General features: G+C 71.5%; 13 protein-coding genes. 6 read left to right on the top strand and 7 right to left on the bottom strand.

Features of this window, described 5'->3' with window-relative positions:
- Nucleotides 1–62 precede the first annotated feature (62 nt).
- The 7 genes from ACFY3D_RS24080 to ACFY3D_RS24050 all read right to left on the bottom strand — a co-directional run bounded on the left by ACFY3D_RS24080 (nucleotide 63) and on the right by ACFY3D_RS24050 (nucleotide 9,624).
- Complete coding sequence (locus ACFY3D_RS24080; protein ID WP_389982790.1) at nucleotides 63–1,319, bottom strand: pectate lyase; 1,257 nt, start codon at nucleotides 1,317–1,319, stop codon at nucleotides 63–65.
- Between the two features lie 492 nt (nucleotides 1,320–1,811).
- Nucleotides 1,812–3,407 carry a CocE/NonD family hydrolase gene (locus ACFY3D_RS24075; RefSeq protein ID WP_389982787.1) on the bottom strand — a complete coding sequence of 532 codons (1,596 nt, stop codon included), beginning with the start codon at nucleotides 3,405–3,407 and terminating at the stop codon, nucleotides 1,812–1,814.
- A gap of 222 nt (nucleotides 3,408–3,629) precedes the next feature.
- Nucleotides 3,630–4,226, bottom strand: a complete 597-nt coding sequence (locus tag ACFY3D_RS24070) for a DUF1349 domain-containing protein (protein ID WP_362769368.1) — start codon at nucleotides 4,224–4,226, stop codon at nucleotides 3,630–3,632.
- Entirely contained in the window at nucleotides 4,223–5,341 is a 1,119-nt protein-coding gene (locus ACFY3D_RS24065) for a Gfo/Idh/MocA family protein (RefSeq protein ID WP_389982784.1), read from the bottom strand. Before ACFY3D_RS24065 ends, ACFY3D_RS24070 begins: the two co-directional genes overlap by 4 nt.
- Nucleotides 5,323–6,333 (bottom strand): zinc-binding dehydrogenase, encoded by a 1,011-nt coding sequence (locus ACFY3D_RS24060; protein ID WP_389982781.1) that lies wholly within the window; start codon nucleotides 6,331–6,333, stop codon nucleotides 5,323–5,325. Before ACFY3D_RS24060 ends, ACFY3D_RS24065 begins: the two co-directional genes overlap by 19 nt.
- Nucleotide 6,334: 1 nt before the next feature.
- Nucleotides 6,335–8,434 (bottom strand): N,N-dimethylformamidase beta subunit family domain-containing protein, encoded by a 2,100-nt coding sequence (locus ACFY3D_RS24055; protein ID WP_389982778.1) that lies wholly within the window; start codon nucleotides 8,432–8,434, stop codon nucleotides 6,335–6,337.
- The gene (locus ACFY3D_RS24050; protein ID WP_389982775.1) at nucleotides 8,431–9,624 is read right to left on the bottom strand and encodes a galactosyltransferase-related protein; all 1,194 of its coding nucleotides are present in this window, start codon (nucleotides 9,622–9,624) and stop codon (nucleotides 8,431–8,433) included. Before ACFY3D_RS24050 ends, ACFY3D_RS24055 begins: the two co-directional genes overlap by 4 nt.
- A 303-nt stretch (nucleotides 9,625–9,927) precedes the next feature.
- On the opposite strand from ACFY3D_RS24050, the gene ACFY3D_RS24045 reads away from it, so the two are divergent.
- The 6 genes from ACFY3D_RS24045 to ACFY3D_RS24020 are packed head-to-tail and all read left to right on the top strand — an operon-like array spanning nucleotide 9,928 to nucleotide 17,689.
- Nucleotides 9,928–11,121 (top strand): radical SAM protein, encoded by a 1,194-nt coding sequence (locus ACFY3D_RS24045; protein ID WP_389982772.1) that lies wholly within the window; start codon nucleotides 9,928–9,930, stop codon nucleotides 11,119–11,121.
- Between the two features lie 15 nt (nucleotides 11,122–11,136).
- Complete coding sequence (locus tag ACFY3D_RS24040; protein ID WP_389982769.1) at nucleotides 11,137–13,227, top strand: DegT/DnrJ/EryC1/StrS family aminotransferase; 2,091 nt, start codon at nucleotides 11,137–11,139, stop codon at nucleotides 13,225–13,227.
- On the top strand, nucleotides 13,224–14,417 hold the full coding sequence (locus ACFY3D_RS24035) for a hypothetical protein (protein WP_389982766.1): 1,194 nt from the start codon (nucleotides 13,224–13,226) through the stop codon (nucleotides 14,415–14,417). Before ACFY3D_RS24040 ends, ACFY3D_RS24035 begins: the two co-directional genes overlap by 4 nt.
- Nucleotides 14,418–14,461: 44 nt before the next feature.
- Complete coding sequence (locus ACFY3D_RS24030) at nucleotides 14,462–15,529, top strand: hypothetical protein (protein WP_389982762.1); 1,068 nt, start codon at nucleotides 14,462–14,464, stop codon at nucleotides 15,527–15,529.
- Nucleotides 15,529–16,398 carry a phytanoyl-CoA dioxygenase family protein gene (locus tag ACFY3D_RS24025; RefSeq protein WP_389982757.1) on the top strand — a complete coding sequence of 290 codons (870 nt, stop codon included), beginning with the start codon at nucleotides 15,529–15,531 and terminating at the stop codon, nucleotides 16,396–16,398. The genes ACFY3D_RS24030 and ACFY3D_RS24025 overlap by 1 nt, the downstream gene beginning before the upstream one ends.
- Entirely contained in the window at nucleotides 16,385–17,689 is a 1,305-nt protein-coding gene (locus ACFY3D_RS24020) for an MFS transporter (protein ID WP_389982754.1), read from the top strand. The genes ACFY3D_RS24025 and ACFY3D_RS24020 overlap by 14 nt, the downstream gene beginning before the upstream one ends.
- Nucleotides 17,690–17,693: the final 4 nt, after the last annotated feature.

Genomic DNA, 17,693 nt, shown 5'->3' with positions numbered 1-17,693 from the left:
TCCGTCCTTCGATTCCAAAACCCGGGTAGGCGGGGGTGTGAGGGCCCGCCTACCCGGGGGTTCTAGCGACGGGTGATGTTGGACTCCGAGTACAGGCAGTTCGTGCCGTCGGGTCCCTCACCGATCTTGCTGGGCTCGCTGCCCTTCGGCACGCCCTTGTAGCGCTCGCAGATGGTGGTGTTGCCGTAGACGGTGATCCGGCTGAAGCGCGCGGTGTCGCCCCAGTTGGAGTTGATCCCGGCCAGCACCTTCGTGGAGCGGGCGGTGATGCCGTCCATCACCACGTGGCGCGTGTAGGAGGTGGAGCAGTTGCCGCAGGCCCGGTACAGCTTGCCGGAGCTGTGCACCTGGAAGTTCCTGATCGTGAGCGTGCCGGCCCCGTTGTGCTGGAAGACCTTGTCGGCGCCGGACTTGGCGCCGCCGCCGTCCACCAGGTAGGTGGCCGAGGAGCTGGAGGACTTGAACGTCGCGGCGTCCTCGCCGACGTCGTTCCACCACACGTTGCGAATGGTGCAGGAGCCCTCGCAGTGGATGCCGTCACCGGCCGGGGCGTCGAGGATGACGTTCTGGATCGTGCCGCCGTTGGCCACGACGAACATCGGGTCCTGGCTCTCGCTCTGCCCTCCGTCGCCGATGCCGTAGTAGCGCTTCATGCCGCCGTCGAAGAACGTGCCGGCGTTGCGGGTGGTGGTCTGGTGCACGCTGCCGGTGTCCGAGGGCCACGAGCCGCTGCCGTCACCGTTGCCCGGGGGCGGCGAGGTCGGGGTGGGAGACGGGGTGGGGTTCGGCGGCGGCGTGCCGCCGGCGGTCCGGAACGTCCACTGTTTGGTGGCCGCGGAGTCGCAGGAGTTCTGCTGCAGCAGGGCGCCGGAGGAGGTGGAGTTGTCCTGGACGTTGAGGCACTTGCCGCCGTTGGCGTTGACCACCCGGTAGTTGGACCCGGAGGCGGTGAGCTGCCAGGTCTGCGACGCGGCCCCGGTGCAGGACTCCTGCTGGACCGCCTTGCCGGCGCTGGTGGAGGCGTCCCGTACGCCGAGGCACTTGCCGCTGTGCGCCGCCTTGATCTGGTATCCGCCGCCCGAGGAGGTGAGCGTGAAGACCTGTCCGGCGGCGTTGGTGCACGCGTTCTGGGCCAGTTGCACGCCGTCGCCGGTGCTCTGCCCCGGTACGGCGGCGCACAGGCCGCTGCCCGCGTTGGCGAGCGTGTAGTTGCCGTTGGAGGGGGCCGCCGAGGCCGGGGTGGAGAGCACGGTCACCAGCCCGCTGCCCGTCACGAGGGCGGCGGCCAGCATGACCGCGAGTTTTCGGTCCTTGCGCATCGTCATCTCCAGTTCGGTCGGGGGGTGTGAGCGCTTGACGGGGTCGAAGCGCGTCAGGGGGTGATCTTCTCGACGGCCACACCTGTGGCGGCCCGGACGCCCTGATCGTCACCGTCCTCGTCAAGCTCCCTTCGCCGGCGGGCATGCCTGCCGGACAGCATGGGGAAGGTCGCCCGCCTTCTGTTGGTAAGCGCTTTCCCGCATGCGTTTGGAGTGAAGCACACGGTGGACGAGGATGAGAAGCCCTGATGGGCGAAAGGCCCCGACGGCTCGTCATCGGGGCAGGTCACCGCGATTTCTCGAGGGCCGCCCACCTCGGGACGACCCTGAAACTTTCATTTCGGGAGGGGTGGGTCGCTCACCGCGCTTGGGTTCTCGCCCTCGAAGGAGTCCGGAGACATCGTCACCGGCGGGCGTCGACGGTGACCGGGTTTCCTCCGGGCCCGCTCGGATCCGATGGCGGCAGGTACGACAGGTATCGGTGCGGGTCCGTTACCGGGGGACGATCGGGAGGGTGATGCAGGAGTCGGGGAAGACGGTCTGGTGCTGGACGACCAGGTCGGCCTCGGTGGAGTCGGCGGAGGTCCGGCCGGTGCCGGGGTTGCGGTCGAAGCGGGGGAAGTTGGAGCTGGAGATCTCGACGCGGATGCGGTGGCCGGTCTTGAAGACCTGGCTGGTCGCGACGAGGTCGATCTCGTGCACTCCGGAGGCGACGGAGGTCCGGACGATGCCGTCGGTCACGCTCATGGCACGGCCGTCGGGGTGGACGTCGACGAGCTTGGCCGTCCAGTCGGTGGAGACCGCCGAGGTCTCGGCGTGCAGGGTGACACGGAGGTGGCCGGTCACCTCGACATCGGAGGCGAGCGCCTCGGTGGTGAAACAGAGCACGTCGGGGCGCAGCTCGACGTCGCGCTGGTCCTGAGGGCCGATGTTCGTCACGTCGGGGAGCAGGAGAGGGCCACCGGTCGTGGGCACGGGATCGCGGGGGTCGAAGGTGAAGGTGGACGGCGCGGTGTCCGAGGGGGCCTCGGCGGACAGCAGGCCGCCGGTGTGCAGGTAATAGCGGGTGTCGACCGCGCGAGACAGCGGCCACTCCTCCTCGTCCCGCCAGACGTTGTCGCCCATGACGAAGATCTTCACGGGCGGGCCGGCGTCCTCGCCGCGGAGGAAGTCCAGCTGCCGCGGCGGCAGCATGATCGCCTGCGCCGAGGCGGAGAACCCGAAGTCCAGGCGGCCGGTACCCGTCGCCTCCGAACCGTGCGACCAGGGGCCGATGACCAACGGGCCGCCCAGCCGCCGGTGGTTCTCCAGGGTCCCGGCGAGGAACAGGTCGAACCAGCCCGCGACGTGCATCACGGGCACCTCGATCCGGTCGTGCCGCAGGGTCTCGGCCAGCCCTTCCCAGTAGGCGTCACGGGTCGGGTGCGAGATCCAGTCGCTCCACCACGGCCCGGCGGGGACGTCGCGCAGCGGCAGCGTTCGCGCGGCGGCGGCCTGGTCGCCCAGTACGGGCAGGAGCGTGCCGAAGCCCGCCGTCACGTCCTGGCCGGCCTCCATCGCATGCGTCAGACCGAGCATCTCCTGCAGCAGGCCCCAGTTCAGCGCCGAGCCGAGCGCGAAGGCCCCGCCGTGATACTTCAGCCCGTCGTAGAAGTCGTGCGGGGTCATCGAGGCGACCACCGCCCTGAGCCCCGGCGGGCGGGTCGCGGCGGCCTGGAGCGCGCATCCGGCGAGGTAGGACATCCCGAAGGCCACGACCTCGCCGTTCGACCACGGCTGGGAGGTGATCCACCCGACGGTGTCGTAGCCGTCGTCGCCCTCGTCCAGCCACGGCCGGAACTCCCCGTCGCTGCTTCCGCGTCCCCGGCAGTGCTGGAGCACCACCGCGAAGCCGGCCTCCAGCGCGGGGATCTTCGGCGCCATCGAGAACGAGCCCGAGCCGTACGGTGTGCGGACGAGCAGGGCGGGGAACGGCCCGCCGGAGGCGGGGCGATAGATGTCGCCGCGCAGGATCGTGCCGTCGCGCACCGGCATCGGGGTGTCGTGTTCGGCGACGATGGAGAGCGGCGGGCGGTTCAGCTTCGGCATCGCGAGTTCCTTGGGGGCGTCCGTCGAGCTTCGGGGATCGTACCGGGGAGATCCGCGGGGAGCGGGAGTGGTCCTCCCCATGGACCCGCGCGAGCAGGCCGATCTCAACGGTCTGCTCGCCCGCGTTCTCACCGCTCGCCCGGCCGACACCCGGTAGCCCGCCCGGCCGCCGTTCCGTGGAGCTCTCGCCGCACTGCCCACCCCGGCCGGCGGGAGAGCGGGCTACTCGCCGCCGCGCAGGTCGGCCAGACGTTTGGGCGAGTACTCGATGTCCTCGAAGCGTACGGTGCAGCCGTCGCCGGTGGGACTCTGCGCGAGGAAACCGACCTCCGGGTCACCGTCGAGCGCGAAGTATCTGATGAGGTTCCAGAAACCGGACTCGTCGGCGACGTGGAAGGCGAAGGCGGAGCCGATGCGGGAGATCCGCAGCCGGATGTCCCGGCCGTCCATGGTCACGGAGTTGCAGTCGTCGGACACTCCGCGGGTGACCACCGAGACGATCGTGGGCTTGCCCTGCGGGGAGAGTTCGAGGCAGAACTTGGCCCACCGGTCGTCGTCGGCGTACAGCAGCAGGACGGCCGCGTCGTAGGTGGACAGCAGGTCGAGCCTGACCCGCGCACTGAGGGTGAAGTCGCCGTCCAGGCGGCCGACGAGGGCGGGGGCGTTGGCGTAGCGGTTCGGCTCTCCGGGGTCGGAGAAGAGGTCGGTGCCCGCCCCCGCGACGATGGAGAGCGCGTCGCCGTCGGCGCTCCAGTCCTCGGGCCGGTTCAGCCAGCGCAGCGGCGCGGGGAAGGCGGGCAGGGAGACGGTTTCGCTCACGGGTGTTCCTCCAGAGGGGTTGCGATCGCGTAGACGGTCGCGATGAGACGGTCGACGGTGTCGGCGTCGCGGACGGTGCAGACCGGATCGGTCCCGTTCCTGACGCTACGGGCGAAGTCGGCCATGAGGGGGAGATGCGGGTTCTGCGGCGGGGGAAGAAACTCGTCGACGGCGACCCCGTCGACGATCCCGCGCACGGTCCCCGAGTCGAGGGGGTCGAGTTCCAGGTGACCACCGTCGAAGAACAGGCGCAGCCGGTCGTGGCGGGCGCCGGGCCTCCACGCCGCCTCCAGGCCGGCCGTGGTCCCCGACGGCCAGGCCAGTTCCATCCGGGCGAGGCGCTCGGCGCCCAGGTCGAAGGGCCGCCCGGTCCACGCGGCGGTCACGACCGGCTCTCCCAGCAGCCAGCAGAGCAGGTCCAGACGGTGACTGCCCACATCGGCGAGTACTCCCCCGCCGGAGAGCGCGGGGTCGGTGCGCCAGAGCCTGGGATCGTCGGGGCCCGGGTCGAAAGGGCTGGAGAACTCCACGATCGCGCGGTGTACGGCACGCCCGCGCAGGATCTCGCGCACCCACCCGAGCGCGGGTGCGAGCCGGCGGTAGTAGGCGACGCCCGCGTGGGCGCCGGCCAGTTCGGACACCATCTCACGGTGCTGGGCGACCCCCGGGGGGGTCCAGGCCGGGACATATGGCGATCCACGCCGGCGGGTGTCCCTCGCGCGAGCCGGGGCCGGCTCGGACGCCGTTCCGTGTCGGCGGTCGATTCCCACGTGGGCCGCGGCCGGCTCGGGCGCCGCCCCGCCGAGCGGTTTCTCCACCAGGACCGGCAGTCCCGCACGCGCCGCCGCGATCGCGAGCGGCAGATGGGCCGCGACCGGTGTGGCGACGTAGACGACCTCCGCCACGTCGAGCAGTTCGGTGTAGTCGGACGTGCCGAAGGCGCCGGACCCGCCGGGAGAGGTTCCGAACTCCTCACAGATCGCCTGGGCCCGCGTGGCGTCCCTGCCCCACACGCAGGTGACGGTCTCCCCCAGGGAGAGCAGGGCGGGAAGGGCCTTCCTGCGGACGATGTCGCCGTATCCGGCGATCCCCCATCTCAGCCCTGGCCGGGACATATGGCGATCTTCAGGGTTTGCGGGGGCGGGGTCTGGAACGGTGCCGCGCTTCCCGCCGGATGAAGGGTGGGACTCTCGGAGAGGCGGTCGAGGGCGTCCTGAAGCCGCTCCAGTGGGTAGACGGCGCTGAGGATCGCGTCGAGACGCAGATCCTTGGTGAATGTGGCGGCCAGCCGCTCGGCCACGCGCATCGCCTCGGCCCTCGCGGTGTCGGTCGGCTCGGCGGAGCTGTGCACCCGCAATCCCTTCTTCTCCCACTTGACCATGTCGAAGGTGACGTGGGTGTCGATGTGGTGGGTGCCGAGGAAGACGACGAGACCGTTCTGCCGGACCAGGTCGACGCAGACGTTGGCGGTGTGCGGGGTGCCGACCGCCTCGATGGCGACGTCGAACTCCCCTCCCAGTTCCTCCGGTACGGCCTGCGGTGTCTTCACCAGCGAGGTCCGGTCCGCGCCGAGGAGCACCGAGCGCTCCAGGCGCCAGGGGTCCAGGTCGGCGACGGCGATCTCGGCCGCGCCGCGCAACCGTGCGACCCGCAGGGCCATCAGCCCGACCGGCCCCTGCCCCACGATGGCCACCCGATCGCCCAGCCGCACCCCTCGGGTCGCGTGCACGGCCAGGGGCAGCAGTTGCAGGATCGCCCCCTGCTCGAAGGGCACGTCGTCGGGAAGGACGCCCACGCTCACCTCCCTCGCCGCCGCGTACTCGGCGAAACCCGGGGTGAGCGGGGTGCGGACGAACACCCGTCGCCCTGGCTCGACGCGGGTCACCCGCTCCCCCACGGCCTCGACGGTGCCGGCGACCTCGTGGCCGAAGCAGCCGGTCGCGCAGTGATCGCGCAGGCCGAAGTAGTGATAATAGGCCAGGTCGCTGCGGTTGCAGACGGTGCAGGCTCCCACCCGGACGAGCACGTCGCCCGGCCCGATGGGCGGGACCGGCGCGTCGCCGTCCAGGCGGATGCGATGTCGGCCGACGAGTTCGATCCGGCGCACGTCACTCCTCGTTGTTTCCGGTTTGCGGATGTCCCGTGATCGCTTCGCCTGCCAAGGGCCGTGGACGTCCCAGGGCTGCATCGCCCGCCAGGGGCCGTGGACGTCCCGGACCCGTATCGCCCGCCACGGGAGGTGGAGGTCCTGTGAACGCGCCACCGACGAGTTCGCGCCAGAACAGGTCGCCGCCCGGCGTGGCGCCGACAAGCCTGCCGGTCGTACCGGTCAGCGTGACCAGCCCGGGCGTGGTGCCCAAAAACGCCCACTCGTCATCCCGTGTCCTGACCCGCAGTTCCCCGTCGTGGGTCAGCCCGATCAGCCGTCCCCCCACGTGGGCGAGCGCGGCGAGCCTCGGCCCTTCGCCCGCGCGGGTCCACGGCCGCGACCGACCCGCGGCGAGCGGACGTTGCCACAGCTCGCCTCCGGCACCGGCGGCGAACATGGTCTGGTCGACGGGGGCGATCCCGACCGCCTCCGGCGGGGCGTCGTACAGGTCCTGCCATGAAGCCCGCTCGGTCACCGGCTCGCGGACGACGACGCGCCCTTCGGAGTGCAGGCCGTACAACAGGACGGGTGAGCCCGGTGTCGCCTCTCTCGGCGCGGTCAGGGCCACCAGGCCGGGCGCGGGCTCGATCCGCCGCCATCTCAGGTTCTGGGTGCGGTACGGCCTCACCCAGAGATCACCGTCGGTGTGGACGGCGAAGAGACGGTGCTCGCAGGCGGCGAGCGCGAGTGCGGTGGCCCCGTGCCCCATCGGCTCCCACCAGCCGGGATCACCGGCGAGCCTGGCGAGCACGTTGCGGGTGACGCGGTCGAGCACCGGATCGTCGAGGGCGTCGCCCCAGCCGATCGTGGCCGCGTTGAAGACGGTGCCCGCCCCACGGCGCATGATGCCCATGGTGGCGTGGCCGCCCTGGCCCAGGTGCCGCCAGTGGCGCAGGTCGGCGGTGGCCAGGATGGCGAAGTCGGCGGGGGTGCCGTCGGCGCCGGTCGCGAGCGGGACGCCGTCGACCTCGACGTACTCGGCGGCGTCGGTCTCGTAGCCGACCGCGCCCCTGCCGAAGGTGTCGCCGTCGCGCAGTCCCGTGCCCTCGAACACCCAGTGCTCGGCGAAGCGCACCGTGTACGACTCGGACTTCATCGCGTCCATGTCCTCCCAGCAGCCCGCGCCGCGCCGGAAGCTCACGCCGGTCAGGCTGTTCTCCGGCCGGCCCACGGGCGAACCCGACCACTCCACGGTGACCAGGCTCGGATCGGTCGCGGCCATCGGGTCGAGCAGGGCGTCGCGGTGGCACACCATGGTGCGGCCTTCGTCCTCCAGCCGGATCTGCCACCAGCACGTGTTGCCGGCGAAGAAGGCGATGTTGCCTCCGGAGGCCACGAAGGACTCCGCGGCGTCGCGCATCTCCCGGGTCCAGTACTCGTCGTGCCCGGGGATCACGAGCAGGCGGCGGCCGCGCAGCAGCGTGTCCGGATCCTCGTGCAGATCCAGGTTGGAGCAGTAGTCGGCCCGGACGCCGTTACGGCTCAGCCACCGGTAGAAGTTGTCCTCCCAGTTGCCCGCGGGTCCGCCGCCCGGCCGGTCGAAGGTGACCCGGCCGGCTCGCTCCGGGCTCTCCGTGGGATACAGGCCCTCTCCCGGGACTCCGGCCCTGTTGTACGCCTGCCAGGTGAGGAAGGGCACCGACACCAGGACCGCCCCGGTGGGTCCCGGTTCGCGGGCCAGGACGACGAAGTAGGTCTCGTCGTCCCCGCTCTCGTCGCTCCCGCCGGCCCGGGCCTCGCCCTCCCGGGTCCCGTCGTCCTCCTCGCCGAGGGTGAACCGCACGGCGTAGAGGGAGCTGGGCCAGCTCTCGGGGACCCGCAGGGTCCACCAGGGCCCGGAGGCGTCCAGCTCGGCCCTGACCTCGCCGGTCACGGCGTCACGAACCCGGGCACGGCAGCCGGCCGCGCCGTGCCCGCCGCCTGCCGCCGTCTCGCCGGCGGCGATACCGCCGGGCATCGGGTCCTCGGTCGTCGGATCGTCGGGCAGGAGACGAAAGCGCAGCGATCCGCCCTGCGGCACCGAGGTGCGCGCCGCGTAGGCGCGAACGGCCAAGGTCATGCCCCGGGACCTCGCAGGTCGCCGTATCCGCCGGCGACGCTCCAGCTCAGCGGGGCGATGTGGGCGTTGAACGGCACCCCGTCCAGGGTCATCTCCGGACGCGGGTGGGCCAGGTGCAGCAACGGGTCGTCGAACCGGGTGAACCCTCCCGCCAGGCTCAGCCGCGCCACGACGTCGTCGTCCTCGCCGCCCCAGCCCTGGTATCGCTCGTCGAACCCGCCGATCGCGTCGAAGGTTGTCCTTCTCGCCCAGAGGCAGGCGCCCGGCGGTTCCTTCAGCACCAGCGCGCGTACGGCGTCGAGCGGCACGTCGGCCTCGCCGTGCTCGCAGCGCCGGCGGACGGCGGCGGAGGAGGACTCGGGATCGAGGCAGAACATGCGACGGTAGGGCAGGAAGGCCGAGAGTTCGGGCTCGCTCGCCATGCGGTCCAGGTTCCGGCTCAGGAACCGGCGGTCGGCCAGGATGTCGGTGTCCAGCACGCAGATCAGCTCGGGCTCGCCGGGGGTGTCGCGAACCCCGACGTTGACCGCCCAGGACTTGTTGAAGTGCCCGTCGTGTCGCGCGAACACGTAGTGGTCCACCAGTGGTTCGACGGTGTCACGCCAGGTGGGCGCCGAGTCGGACTCGACCACGGCGACGCTCACCCGGGCGTCGTGACCGTCCTGGTCGCGCAGGGCGGCCAGGCAGGCCAGCAGGTTGCGGGTACGGGCGCCGCCGACGCGGTCCCTGAAGGGGATGACGACCACCGTCCGCACCCCCGACGCCCCCGGTGTCCCCAGTGTTCTCGGCCGTGACCAGGCGGAGGCGTCGGCCACCGACACCTCGGCGGCGGAGCGGTCGGCCGACGCGCCGTTGTGGTAGTCCACCAGCACGCGCGCGTCGGCCGCGACGACCAGCTCCCCGAGGCGCGCACGGTCGGCGGGTGAGCGGTCCAGCAGGGGAAGGAGCGCGTTCACCAGCGCGGTCTCCAGCTCGCCGTCCCCGGGGCAGGCGGCGAAGCGGCGCAGGTCCTCCGCCGCGGGCTCTCCGGCCACGAAGTGGGCGAGAGCGGCGGCCACCGCCTTGTAGTGCGGGCCGCTGATCTCCCACCAGTCGGCGGCGACCATGGGAACCGACGGGTCGTTGGCGAGGAAGGCATAGGCGGCCAGCCTGGACCCGAGTGTCCGTGTGTCCGGGAAGGAACCTGGCATTTGGGGTGACGCTATTGGGGTTTCTGTCATGCCGTTTCCCTCCACCTGCACGAACTCCCTCCGGCCGCGCGAATGTCGGACCCCGACGTACCGTACCGTGTCCGAAAATGCCCCACAAGAGGACTTGACCCATTTAGGAGCGTCATTTAGTATCCCGATTTGGGAGCGCTCCCATAGTCCGAATGTCACGATCCCAACCCTAAATCGACCTACTTCAACACGTATCCGAACGACGTTGCCAGCGCGCCGAATTTGGCACAAGGACCGGGTTGACCAAATCCTTCCTGGTCGATTGGGGATGAAATGTCGAACGAGAGTTACCGGTCTGCGAGACCCACCAACGGGGAGGGCCTGGCGGAGGTCGAACTCGACCAGGCACACGCTCCCGACAAGGTCATGGCTCACGAGGACCTGCTGAGGAAGTTCGTCAACGGGGAGAGCTTCCGGCCCGTCCATATGCGCATCGGCATCATGGGTGCCTGTAATATGCGCTGCAATTTCTGCAACTTCCACTCGCCGAACGAGGAGAATTTCTACGATCTGTTCTCCTTCAAGGACGCGATTCCCACCGACAAGAGCGTCAGGCTCATGCGGGAATTCGCCGAGTCCGGCGGCCGGGCCGTCACATTCTGCGGCAGCGGCGAATGCACCATTCACAAGGGCTATACGGAGATCTGCGGTTCCGGGCACGCGGCCGGGTTGCGCATCGGCCTCATCACCAATGGCTCCCGCCTGCACAGGGACGACATCGCCGACTGCGTGGTGAACACCCACACCTGGGTGCGCATCGGCCTCAACGCCGGCACCGAGGCCACCTTCAACGAGATCACCCGGGACCGCGAGCAGACGTTCAAGTCCTTCCTCGGCTCCGTCCGCAGGTTGCGCGACAACGCCGTCGACCCCGAGTTCCGCATCGGGTTCAACTTCGTGATCACCATGCAGAACTACCGGGAGATCACGCAGGCCGCCCTGATAGCGCGCGACTCCGGAGCCCACTACGTACGGTTCGAGCCGGAGTTCTACAGTTCGATGGGCCACGAGACGATCGAGCAGGTCATGGCGGAGGTCTCCGCCTCGCTCGACGAGGTCTCCGCGCTGTCGTCGGAGGAGTTCGAGGTCTCCGTGCCCAAGCTCGACCGGGGACCGATGGACCAGGTGGAGTCCGTCGAGGGCGACTTCGACCACTGCCACTACAGCCGCTTCGTCACGGCCGTCGGAGCGGACGGCCATCTCTACCCCTGCCCCCAGGTCCACCTGAACAGCCGCTACCGCATCGGCAACGTGCTCCAGGACGGCTACCTGAACGTCCTTGAGGGCGGCCCCAGAGCCGAGTGGGAGTCGAGCAACCCGCTCAGGACCGACCTGTGCAAATCCTGTTTCTACCGGCCGCAGAACGAGCTGCTCGAATGGCTGCGCAAGGGGCGGATCAAGCTGGACGACGCACTGAACACCTACCGCGTCGAGGTTCCGCACACGCTCCACGCCGACTTCGTCTGAGATCCGGGGTTCGCGTTGACGTCGATCGACCGGTTCCACCATCTCGGCCATTCTCCGGTCGATTCCGCCCCCGGCTCCCCCACGTCCGACCCCGCCCCCGCCGCCGCACGCAACGGCCAGGTGCGCCGGGTGGTGGCCCGACTGGCCGCCACCCGGCAGGTGCGCCTTCGGGTGCGCTCCACCCGCAGGCAGGAGGGCGGGGAGCCGCGGGTGGACCACTACCTCTTCGAGCACGAGGACCGCCGGGAGCTGCGCGCGGTCATGCTGGCCCCGCCGGGCCCGGGGCCGTGGCCGGCCGTGCTGGTCTGCCCGGGGCGCAACGCGACCCTGGAACGGGTCACCGGGCTCCTGCCTCCCGACCATCCGGGGCGCGACGTCGCCGCGCACCTGACCCGGGCCGGTTTCCTCACCCTCACCCTCGACCACGGTCTCGACCGCTGGGCCGAACCCGCCACGCTGGGCGGGCGCGATCCCGGCGACGTGCTGGACGGCACGCTGCGGCTGCGCGGCGGGAGCCTCCTCGGGGCGATGGCGGAGGACGCGGGAGCCGCGCTCGACTGGCTCGGCACGCATCCGGACGTGGCACCCGGGCGGATCGGCCTGTTCGGGCACAGCATGGGCGCGGCCGTGGCGCTGCACGCCGCGCTGCTGCGCCAGGAGTCGCTCCCGCTGTGCGCCGCCAGCCACCTGGGCACGTACGAGACGATGATCGGCCGGTCGCTGGCCTGGAACCAGTACGTCGCCCTGCCGTCGATCCTGCGTCACGCCGACCTCCCCGACCTGTACGCGGCGCTCGCCCCCGCTCCCCTGCAGGTCCAGTACGGCACGGCCGACGGACGCCTCGATCCCGGCGACGCCAAGACCGCCGGCGAACGGATCGTGAGCGCCCACCCCTCGGCCGAGATCCTGCCGCTGCCCATGGGCCACGGCACCGGCCTGGCCGAGGCGGCGGACTTCTTCACCCGGTCCCTGGCCGAGCCCGTCACCGACACGCCGGACGTGCCCGCGGCCAAGATCGGGTTCGACGTCCGGGCCCGCCTGGACATCCTGGACCTCGTCGACGACGCCCTCGCCTCCGGGTCCCTCACGCTCGGAACGCGCGGCACCCGGCTGGAGGCGCTCGCGACCGGGGAGATCGGGCGTGGCACGGCGGCGGTGAGCTCGGGCTCCTCCGCCCTGGAGATCGCGCTACGGATCGTCGGGGTCGAGGGACGCACCGTCCTGGTCCCGGCCAACACCTTCTTCGCGACCGCGGCGAGTGCCGTCCGCGCCGGCGCCCGGGTCGACTTCGTCGACATGGAGCCGGACGGTCTCGGCATGGACCCCGACGGGCTGCGCGCCGCCCTCGCCGCCCACGAGGACGTGGCCGCGGTCGTGCCCGTGCACATCGCCGGGGTCGTCCCCGACTCGCTGGCCGAGGTGCTGGCCGAGTGCGACAGGCAGGGGATCGCCGTCGTCGAGGACGCCGCCCACGCCCTCGGCTCCTCGCTGCACGGACGCCGGGCGGGCACCTTCGGCCGGCTGGCCGCCTTCTCCCTGTACCCCACCAAGATCATCACCAGTGGCGAGGGCGGCCTGCTCAGCGCGGACGAGAACGATCTGAGGCGCGTCGTGCACCTGCGCGACCACGGCAAGCGCTCCTTCGAGGAGAACCTCCACGACGATCTCGGCAGCAACTGGCGGATGAGCGAACTGCACGCGGCGGTGGGCCTCACCCATCTGGCCCGGCTGGCCGAGGTGCTGGCCGAGCGTACGGAACTGGCCGCCTGGTACGACGACGGCCTGGCCGGCGTGCCCTCACTGAAGCGCCCCGCCGTACCCGCGGGGTGCGCGACGAACCACTACAAGTATCTCGCCCTGCTGCCCGAGGGCGTCGACCGCGCGGCGCTCAAGCGGCACCTCCGCGCCGAGGGGGTACGGCTCGCGGGCGAGGTGTACGACGTCCCGCTCCATCGCCAGCCCTACTTCGCCCGGCGCTTCGCGAACCGGTCCTTCCCGAACGCCGAGGCGTTCACCTCCCGGCACATCTGCCTGCCGCTCTTTCCCGGCATGACGCGAGCCCAGCAGGAGCGGGTCGTCCACGCGCTGCGGGACGCGCTGTCGTGACCGGCGATGCGGTCCTGCCGTTGCTGCGCGCGGGACGGTGGTACCGGTCGATGGACACCGTGCCCGTCCCCGGAGGGCCGTCGCTCTCCCTCGCCCCGGAGATCCTCGTCCGCGACGACGGCGCGCGCCTGCGGGCGCGTCGTGCCGCGACGACCGTCCCCCCCTTCGCCCGGCGCCTGGAGATGCTCCGCGAGGCCGTCGCGCTGTTCGGGCACGGCCGCGTACCCGTCGAGTCCCTCGGCGTCCAGGACGCCGGGGGGTTCGACGAGGCGATGCGCGCCACGGCGGGGCTCCCCTCCGTTCTCGTGCGCCGCTGGTCGGCGATGCTCGGCGAGCGGCTGGAGGAGCTCGCGGCGGACGTGCGTGAGACCGGCGGGCTCACCCTGGTCTCCCTGCCCGCCAACACCTTCACCTGCCTGGAGGGAGTGCTCGAGGCGGCGCTGTCGGGCGCGGCGGTCTGGGTCCGCCCCAGCAGGCGCGAGCCGCTGTCGTCGGCCCGCCTGATCGGTGCCCTGCTGAGCGTGGGCTGGCCGCCGGAGACGCTGGGCTACTACCCGAGCGCGCCCCGGGTCCTGCCCGCGCTGATCCGGGCGACCGACAGGCAGGTCGTCTACGGCGGCGACGGCCTGGCCGCGGAACCGGCGATGGACACGCCGTCCCTCGATCTGCGCGGCCCCGGGCGGGCCTGCGTGATCGTGGGCGCGCGGGAGCCGGTGGATCCCACCGAGCTCGCCTTCCGGATCGCGCGGGACGCGGGCCGGTTCTGCACCTGCGTGTCCACGGTGGTCTGCCTGCGGACGGCCGGGGAAGATGCCGTCGAGCGCGGCCGCGCGGTCGCGGCGGTGCTCGACGGCATCTCCCTCGACCCGCCCGACCCGCGCCTGCCGCAGGCGTCGTGGCCCGAGGCCGACGCCGCGCGCATGGCCGCGTTCGTCTCCGACCGGCTCGCCCCCGGCGGGCGCGTCCTCACCCGGCGGCCGCTCCTGGTCAGGTCGGGCGGGACGACGTTCCTCGCGCCCACCCTCGTCCACGTCGACGACGTCGGCCATCCTCTCGTCGGCTGCGAGCTGCCCTTCCCCTTCGCCGTCGTCGTCTCCACGGACGAGGCGGGAGCGCGTGACGTCGCCGCCGGGTCCCGCTTCGTACACCCGGCCTGTTTCGCGGCCGTTCCCCAAGGAGTGTCGTCCTGAACCCGAGCAGTCATCACCTCCCGGTCGGCTCCCTGCTGGACGCCATGCGAGAACAGATCCCCGCCATGCGCGAGTCCCTCGACGAGTGGACGGCGCGCATGATGAGCTGGCACTTCAGCGAGGAGACCGGCTCACCGTTCTGGCTGGCGCGCAGGAGCCGCCTGCCCTTCGACCCGATCCGCGACGTCACCGACTACGCCTCCCTGCGCCTGTTCGGCCTGTTCGACAAGACCGACCTGCGGGGGGTGAGCGCGCGCGACCTCGTGCCCAGGGGCTTCGCGGGGCGGCCGTTCCGCGTCGTGGAGACCGGGGGGACGTCCGGATTGCCGTACCGGGTCGTCGATGTGACCCGCGCCGTCTACGACGTGAAGATGTACCGCGTCATGCTGGAGGCCCGCGGCCTGCTCGGCGGCGACATCCTGGCCATGACGCCCAGCGGCCCGCACGCCTACGGGCATTTCGTCAAGCTGCTCGGCGACAGCTGGGGGGCGGCGGTCTTCTCCGTGGACTTCGACCCGCGCTGGGTGAAACACCTGCTTCGCGCCTCCTCCGGCGACGGCGCCGACGCCTACGTCGAGCACCTCGTCGCGCAGACGGCGGACCTCCTGCGGGACGAGCGGGTCAGCCTGCTCTTCACGACCGCCAAACTGCTCCTGTCGCTCGCCCCCGCACTGGACAAGCCCCTCGCCGAGTACGGCGTCCGCGCGGTGTGCACCGGCGGCACCTCCTGCTCCCCCGAGGAGGCGCGCTATCTGCGCGAGGAGTATCTGGACGGGGTCCAGTGGATCGACACCTACGGCAACACCCTCGTCGGGCACGCCCTCCAGGGTGACGCCCCCTCCCCCGGCGAGCCGCACAGCTACCATCTGCCGCCGCCCTTCGCGGTCATGCACGTCGTCCGGCCCGACGACGTCTGGCAGGAGGCCGCCACCGGTGAGCGGGGCCGGATCAGGGCGGTGACCCTCCTGGAGGATCTCTTCCTGCCCAACCTGCTGGAGCGGGACAGCGCCGTCTCCGCCCCGCCGCATCCCTGGTTTCCGTGGCCGGGGGTGGCGCGAGTGGGGCCCTACGAGGCGGAGGACGCCGACCAGATCACCGAGGGGGTCTACTGATGCCAGGAGACAGGCGGGCCGTCTCCTCCAACGGCGTGCCCATCCCGTTCACCGACGAGTTGTTCGCCCCGCTCGCCGACAGCAGCGCGCTGCTCGGCGATCCCGAGGCGCTCAGGCGGCGGTTCCACGACGACGGTCTGTTGCTGCTGCGGGGGTTCCTCGACCGCGAGGCGGTCCTCTCCCTGCGGGCGGCGTACCTGTCGGCGTTTCCCGAAGGTCTGCTCAAGCCGGGGACCACCCCCGAGGAGGGCGTCTTCTCCGGCCGCCCGCCGGAGGGGCTGCCCTCCCACGGGGTGAGGGACCACCCCGCCTACGACTTCGTGCGTACCGAGCGGTTCGCCTCCTTCGCCCGGCAACCGGCCCTGACGGAGCTCGCCTCGACCCTGCTCGGTGGCCCCGTCCGGCTGCTGCCCCGGGGCATCCTGCGCCACTTCTACGCGGGCTCGCTGCGGGCCTCCCGCGCCCACACCGATCACGCGTACATGTCCCAGGGCAGCGACCGCGTCCTGACGATGTGGATACCGGTCGGCGACTGCCCGATGGAGACCGGGGGCCTGGTCTACCTGGAGGGCTCGCACCGGGAGTCCGCGGAGCGGTTCGATCCGGCGCGGCTTCGAACCGATCGGGCCCACGACTCCCGGCCGATCAGCCACGACCTCCAGACGACGGCCCGCGTCGTCGACCGGCGATGGCTGTGGAGCGACTACGAGGCGGGCGACCTGACCGTGCACAACCCGTACGTGGTGCACGCCTCCCTCGACACCGTGACCGACGTCATGCGTGTCTCGGCCGACGTGCGGTTCATCCGCGAGGAGGACGACGTGGACCCCAGGTGGATGAAGGAGTGGGCCGGCGATGACGGCGCCTGAGAACATGACCGAACCCGCCTCCGGAGGACGGCCTCCCAACGAGCCGCCCGGGGTGGACTCTCCCGCCGGTGAGCCGCCGGGGACGCCTCCCGAAGCGGTGGTGTCGCGGGCCGCGGGCCTGACCCGCCTCGCCGCGATGTCGGCGTTCCTGATCGTGGGGATCTCCTACGCCAGCTTCCTGATCAGGGTCCCCTCGCTGAAGGTGGAGCACGACCTCTCCGCCGGGCAGCTCGGTCTCCTGCTCGTCGTCCCCTCCGTCTCGGCCCTGATCGCCATGCAGCTCGCCGGTGGCCTGGTGGCCCGGTACGGCAGCGCGCCGATCGCCCGGGTGACCGGGGTGGCGCTGCCGCTCTCCCTGGTCGGCCTCGCGCTGGCCTCCGATCCGATCCAGCTCGCCGTCGCACTGGTGATCTTCGGTCTGATCGACGGGCTTCTCGACGTCTCCATGAACGCCCACGCCATCGCGGTCGAGCGCGCTCACAAACGGTCCGTCATGAACCGCTGCCACGCCGCCTGGAGCATCGGCGCGATGATCGCCTCCGTGCTGGGCGGCCTCGCCATCCAGGCCGGCCTCACCCCCATGTCGCACTTCCTGTGGCTGGGCGTGGCGGTGGCGCTGTTCTCGCTGGTCACCGGGCTGTGGATGCTGCCGGCCTCGGCCGACCGGCATGCGAGCCGGGAGGGCGAGAAGAAGGTCCGGGTGAAGTGGCGGGACGGGTGGACCCCGCGGGTGCTGATGTTCGGCGCGATGGGCGCCGTCATCCTGATCCTGGAGGGCGCGGTCGGTAACTGGAGCGGTGTCTTCCTCCTGGAGGATCGCGGCGCCACCCTCGCCGTCGCCTCGCTGGGATACACGTTCTTCAACCTGTGCCAGACCGCGGGCCGCCTCGTCGGTGACCGCCTCCACGAGCGGTACGGCGCGCCCGCCCTGGTCAGGGTGAGCGGTGGCATCGCCCTCTGCGGCCTGCTGATGGTCGTGCTCAGCCCGGGGATCGTCGTCGCGATCGCGGGTTTCGCGGTGGTGGGGATCGGTCTCTCGGTCCTGCTCCCCCTCATCTTCAGCGCGGTGGGGCACGGCGCGGAGGGCCTCGGGGCAGCCGCGGCACTGGCCAGGTTCACCACGCTGACCTACTCGGGACTGCTGCTGGGCCCCGTCCTGGTCGGCTGGTTCGCCGAGTTCGTGGGCCTGGCCGCGACCTTCGCCGGGTTGCTCGTCCTGCTGGCGCTGGTGGTGCTCAACGCCAGGTCCACCGGCACGGCGGATCGCAGGGAGAGCCCGCAGGAGGCGTAGGGGG

Origin of the sequence: Streptosporangium sp. NPDC000509 (assembly GCF_042898365.1) — a bacterium.
GTDB lineage: Bacteria > Actinomycetota > Actinomycetes > Streptosporangiales > Streptosporangiaceae > Streptosporangium.
Note: the sequence above shows the minus strand (reverse complement) of the source record. Positions and strands in the feature narration are given on the sequence as shown.

What these genes read in the sequence shown, in the direction of transcription:
- ACFY3D_RS24025 (WP_389982757.1), top strand. Translation starts at nt 15,529, where the DNA reads ATGCCAGGAGACAGGCGGGCCGTCTCCTCCAACGGCGTGCCCATCCCG.
- ACFY3D_RS24020 (WP_389982754.1), top strand. Translation starts at nt 16,385, where the DNA reads ATGACGGCGCCTGAGAACATGACCGAACCCGCCTCCGGAGGACGGCCT.
- ACFY3D_RS24055 (WP_389982778.1), bottom strand. Translation starts at nt 8,434, where the DNA reads ATGACCTTGGCCGTTCGCGCCTACGCGGCGCGCACCTCGGTGCCGCAG.
- ACFY3D_RS24030 (WP_389982762.1), top strand. Translation starts at nt 14,462, where the DNA reads ATGCGAGAACAGATCCCCGCCATGCGCGAGTCCCTCGACGAGTGGACG.
- ACFY3D_RS24065 (WP_389982784.1), bottom strand. Translation starts at nt 5,341, where the DNA reads ATGTCCCGGCCAGGGCTGAGATGGGGGATCGCCGGATACGGCGACATC.
- ACFY3D_RS24050 (WP_389982775.1), bottom strand. Translation starts at nt 9,624, where the DNA reads ATGCCAGGTTCCTTCCCGGACACACGGACACTCGGGTCCAGGCTGGCC.
- ACFY3D_RS24045 (WP_389982772.1), top strand. Translation starts at nt 9,928, where the DNA reads ATGTCGAACGAGAGTTACCGGTCTGCGAGACCCACCAACGGGGAGGGC.
- ACFY3D_RS24080 (WP_389982790.1), bottom strand. Translation starts at nt 1,319, where the DNA reads ATGCGCAAGGACCGAAAACTCGCGGTCATGCTGGCCGCCGCCCTCGTG.
- ACFY3D_RS24075 (WP_389982787.1), bottom strand. Translation starts at nt 3,407, where the DNA reads ATGCCGAAGCTGAACCGCCCGCCGCTCTCCATCGTCGCCGAACACGAC.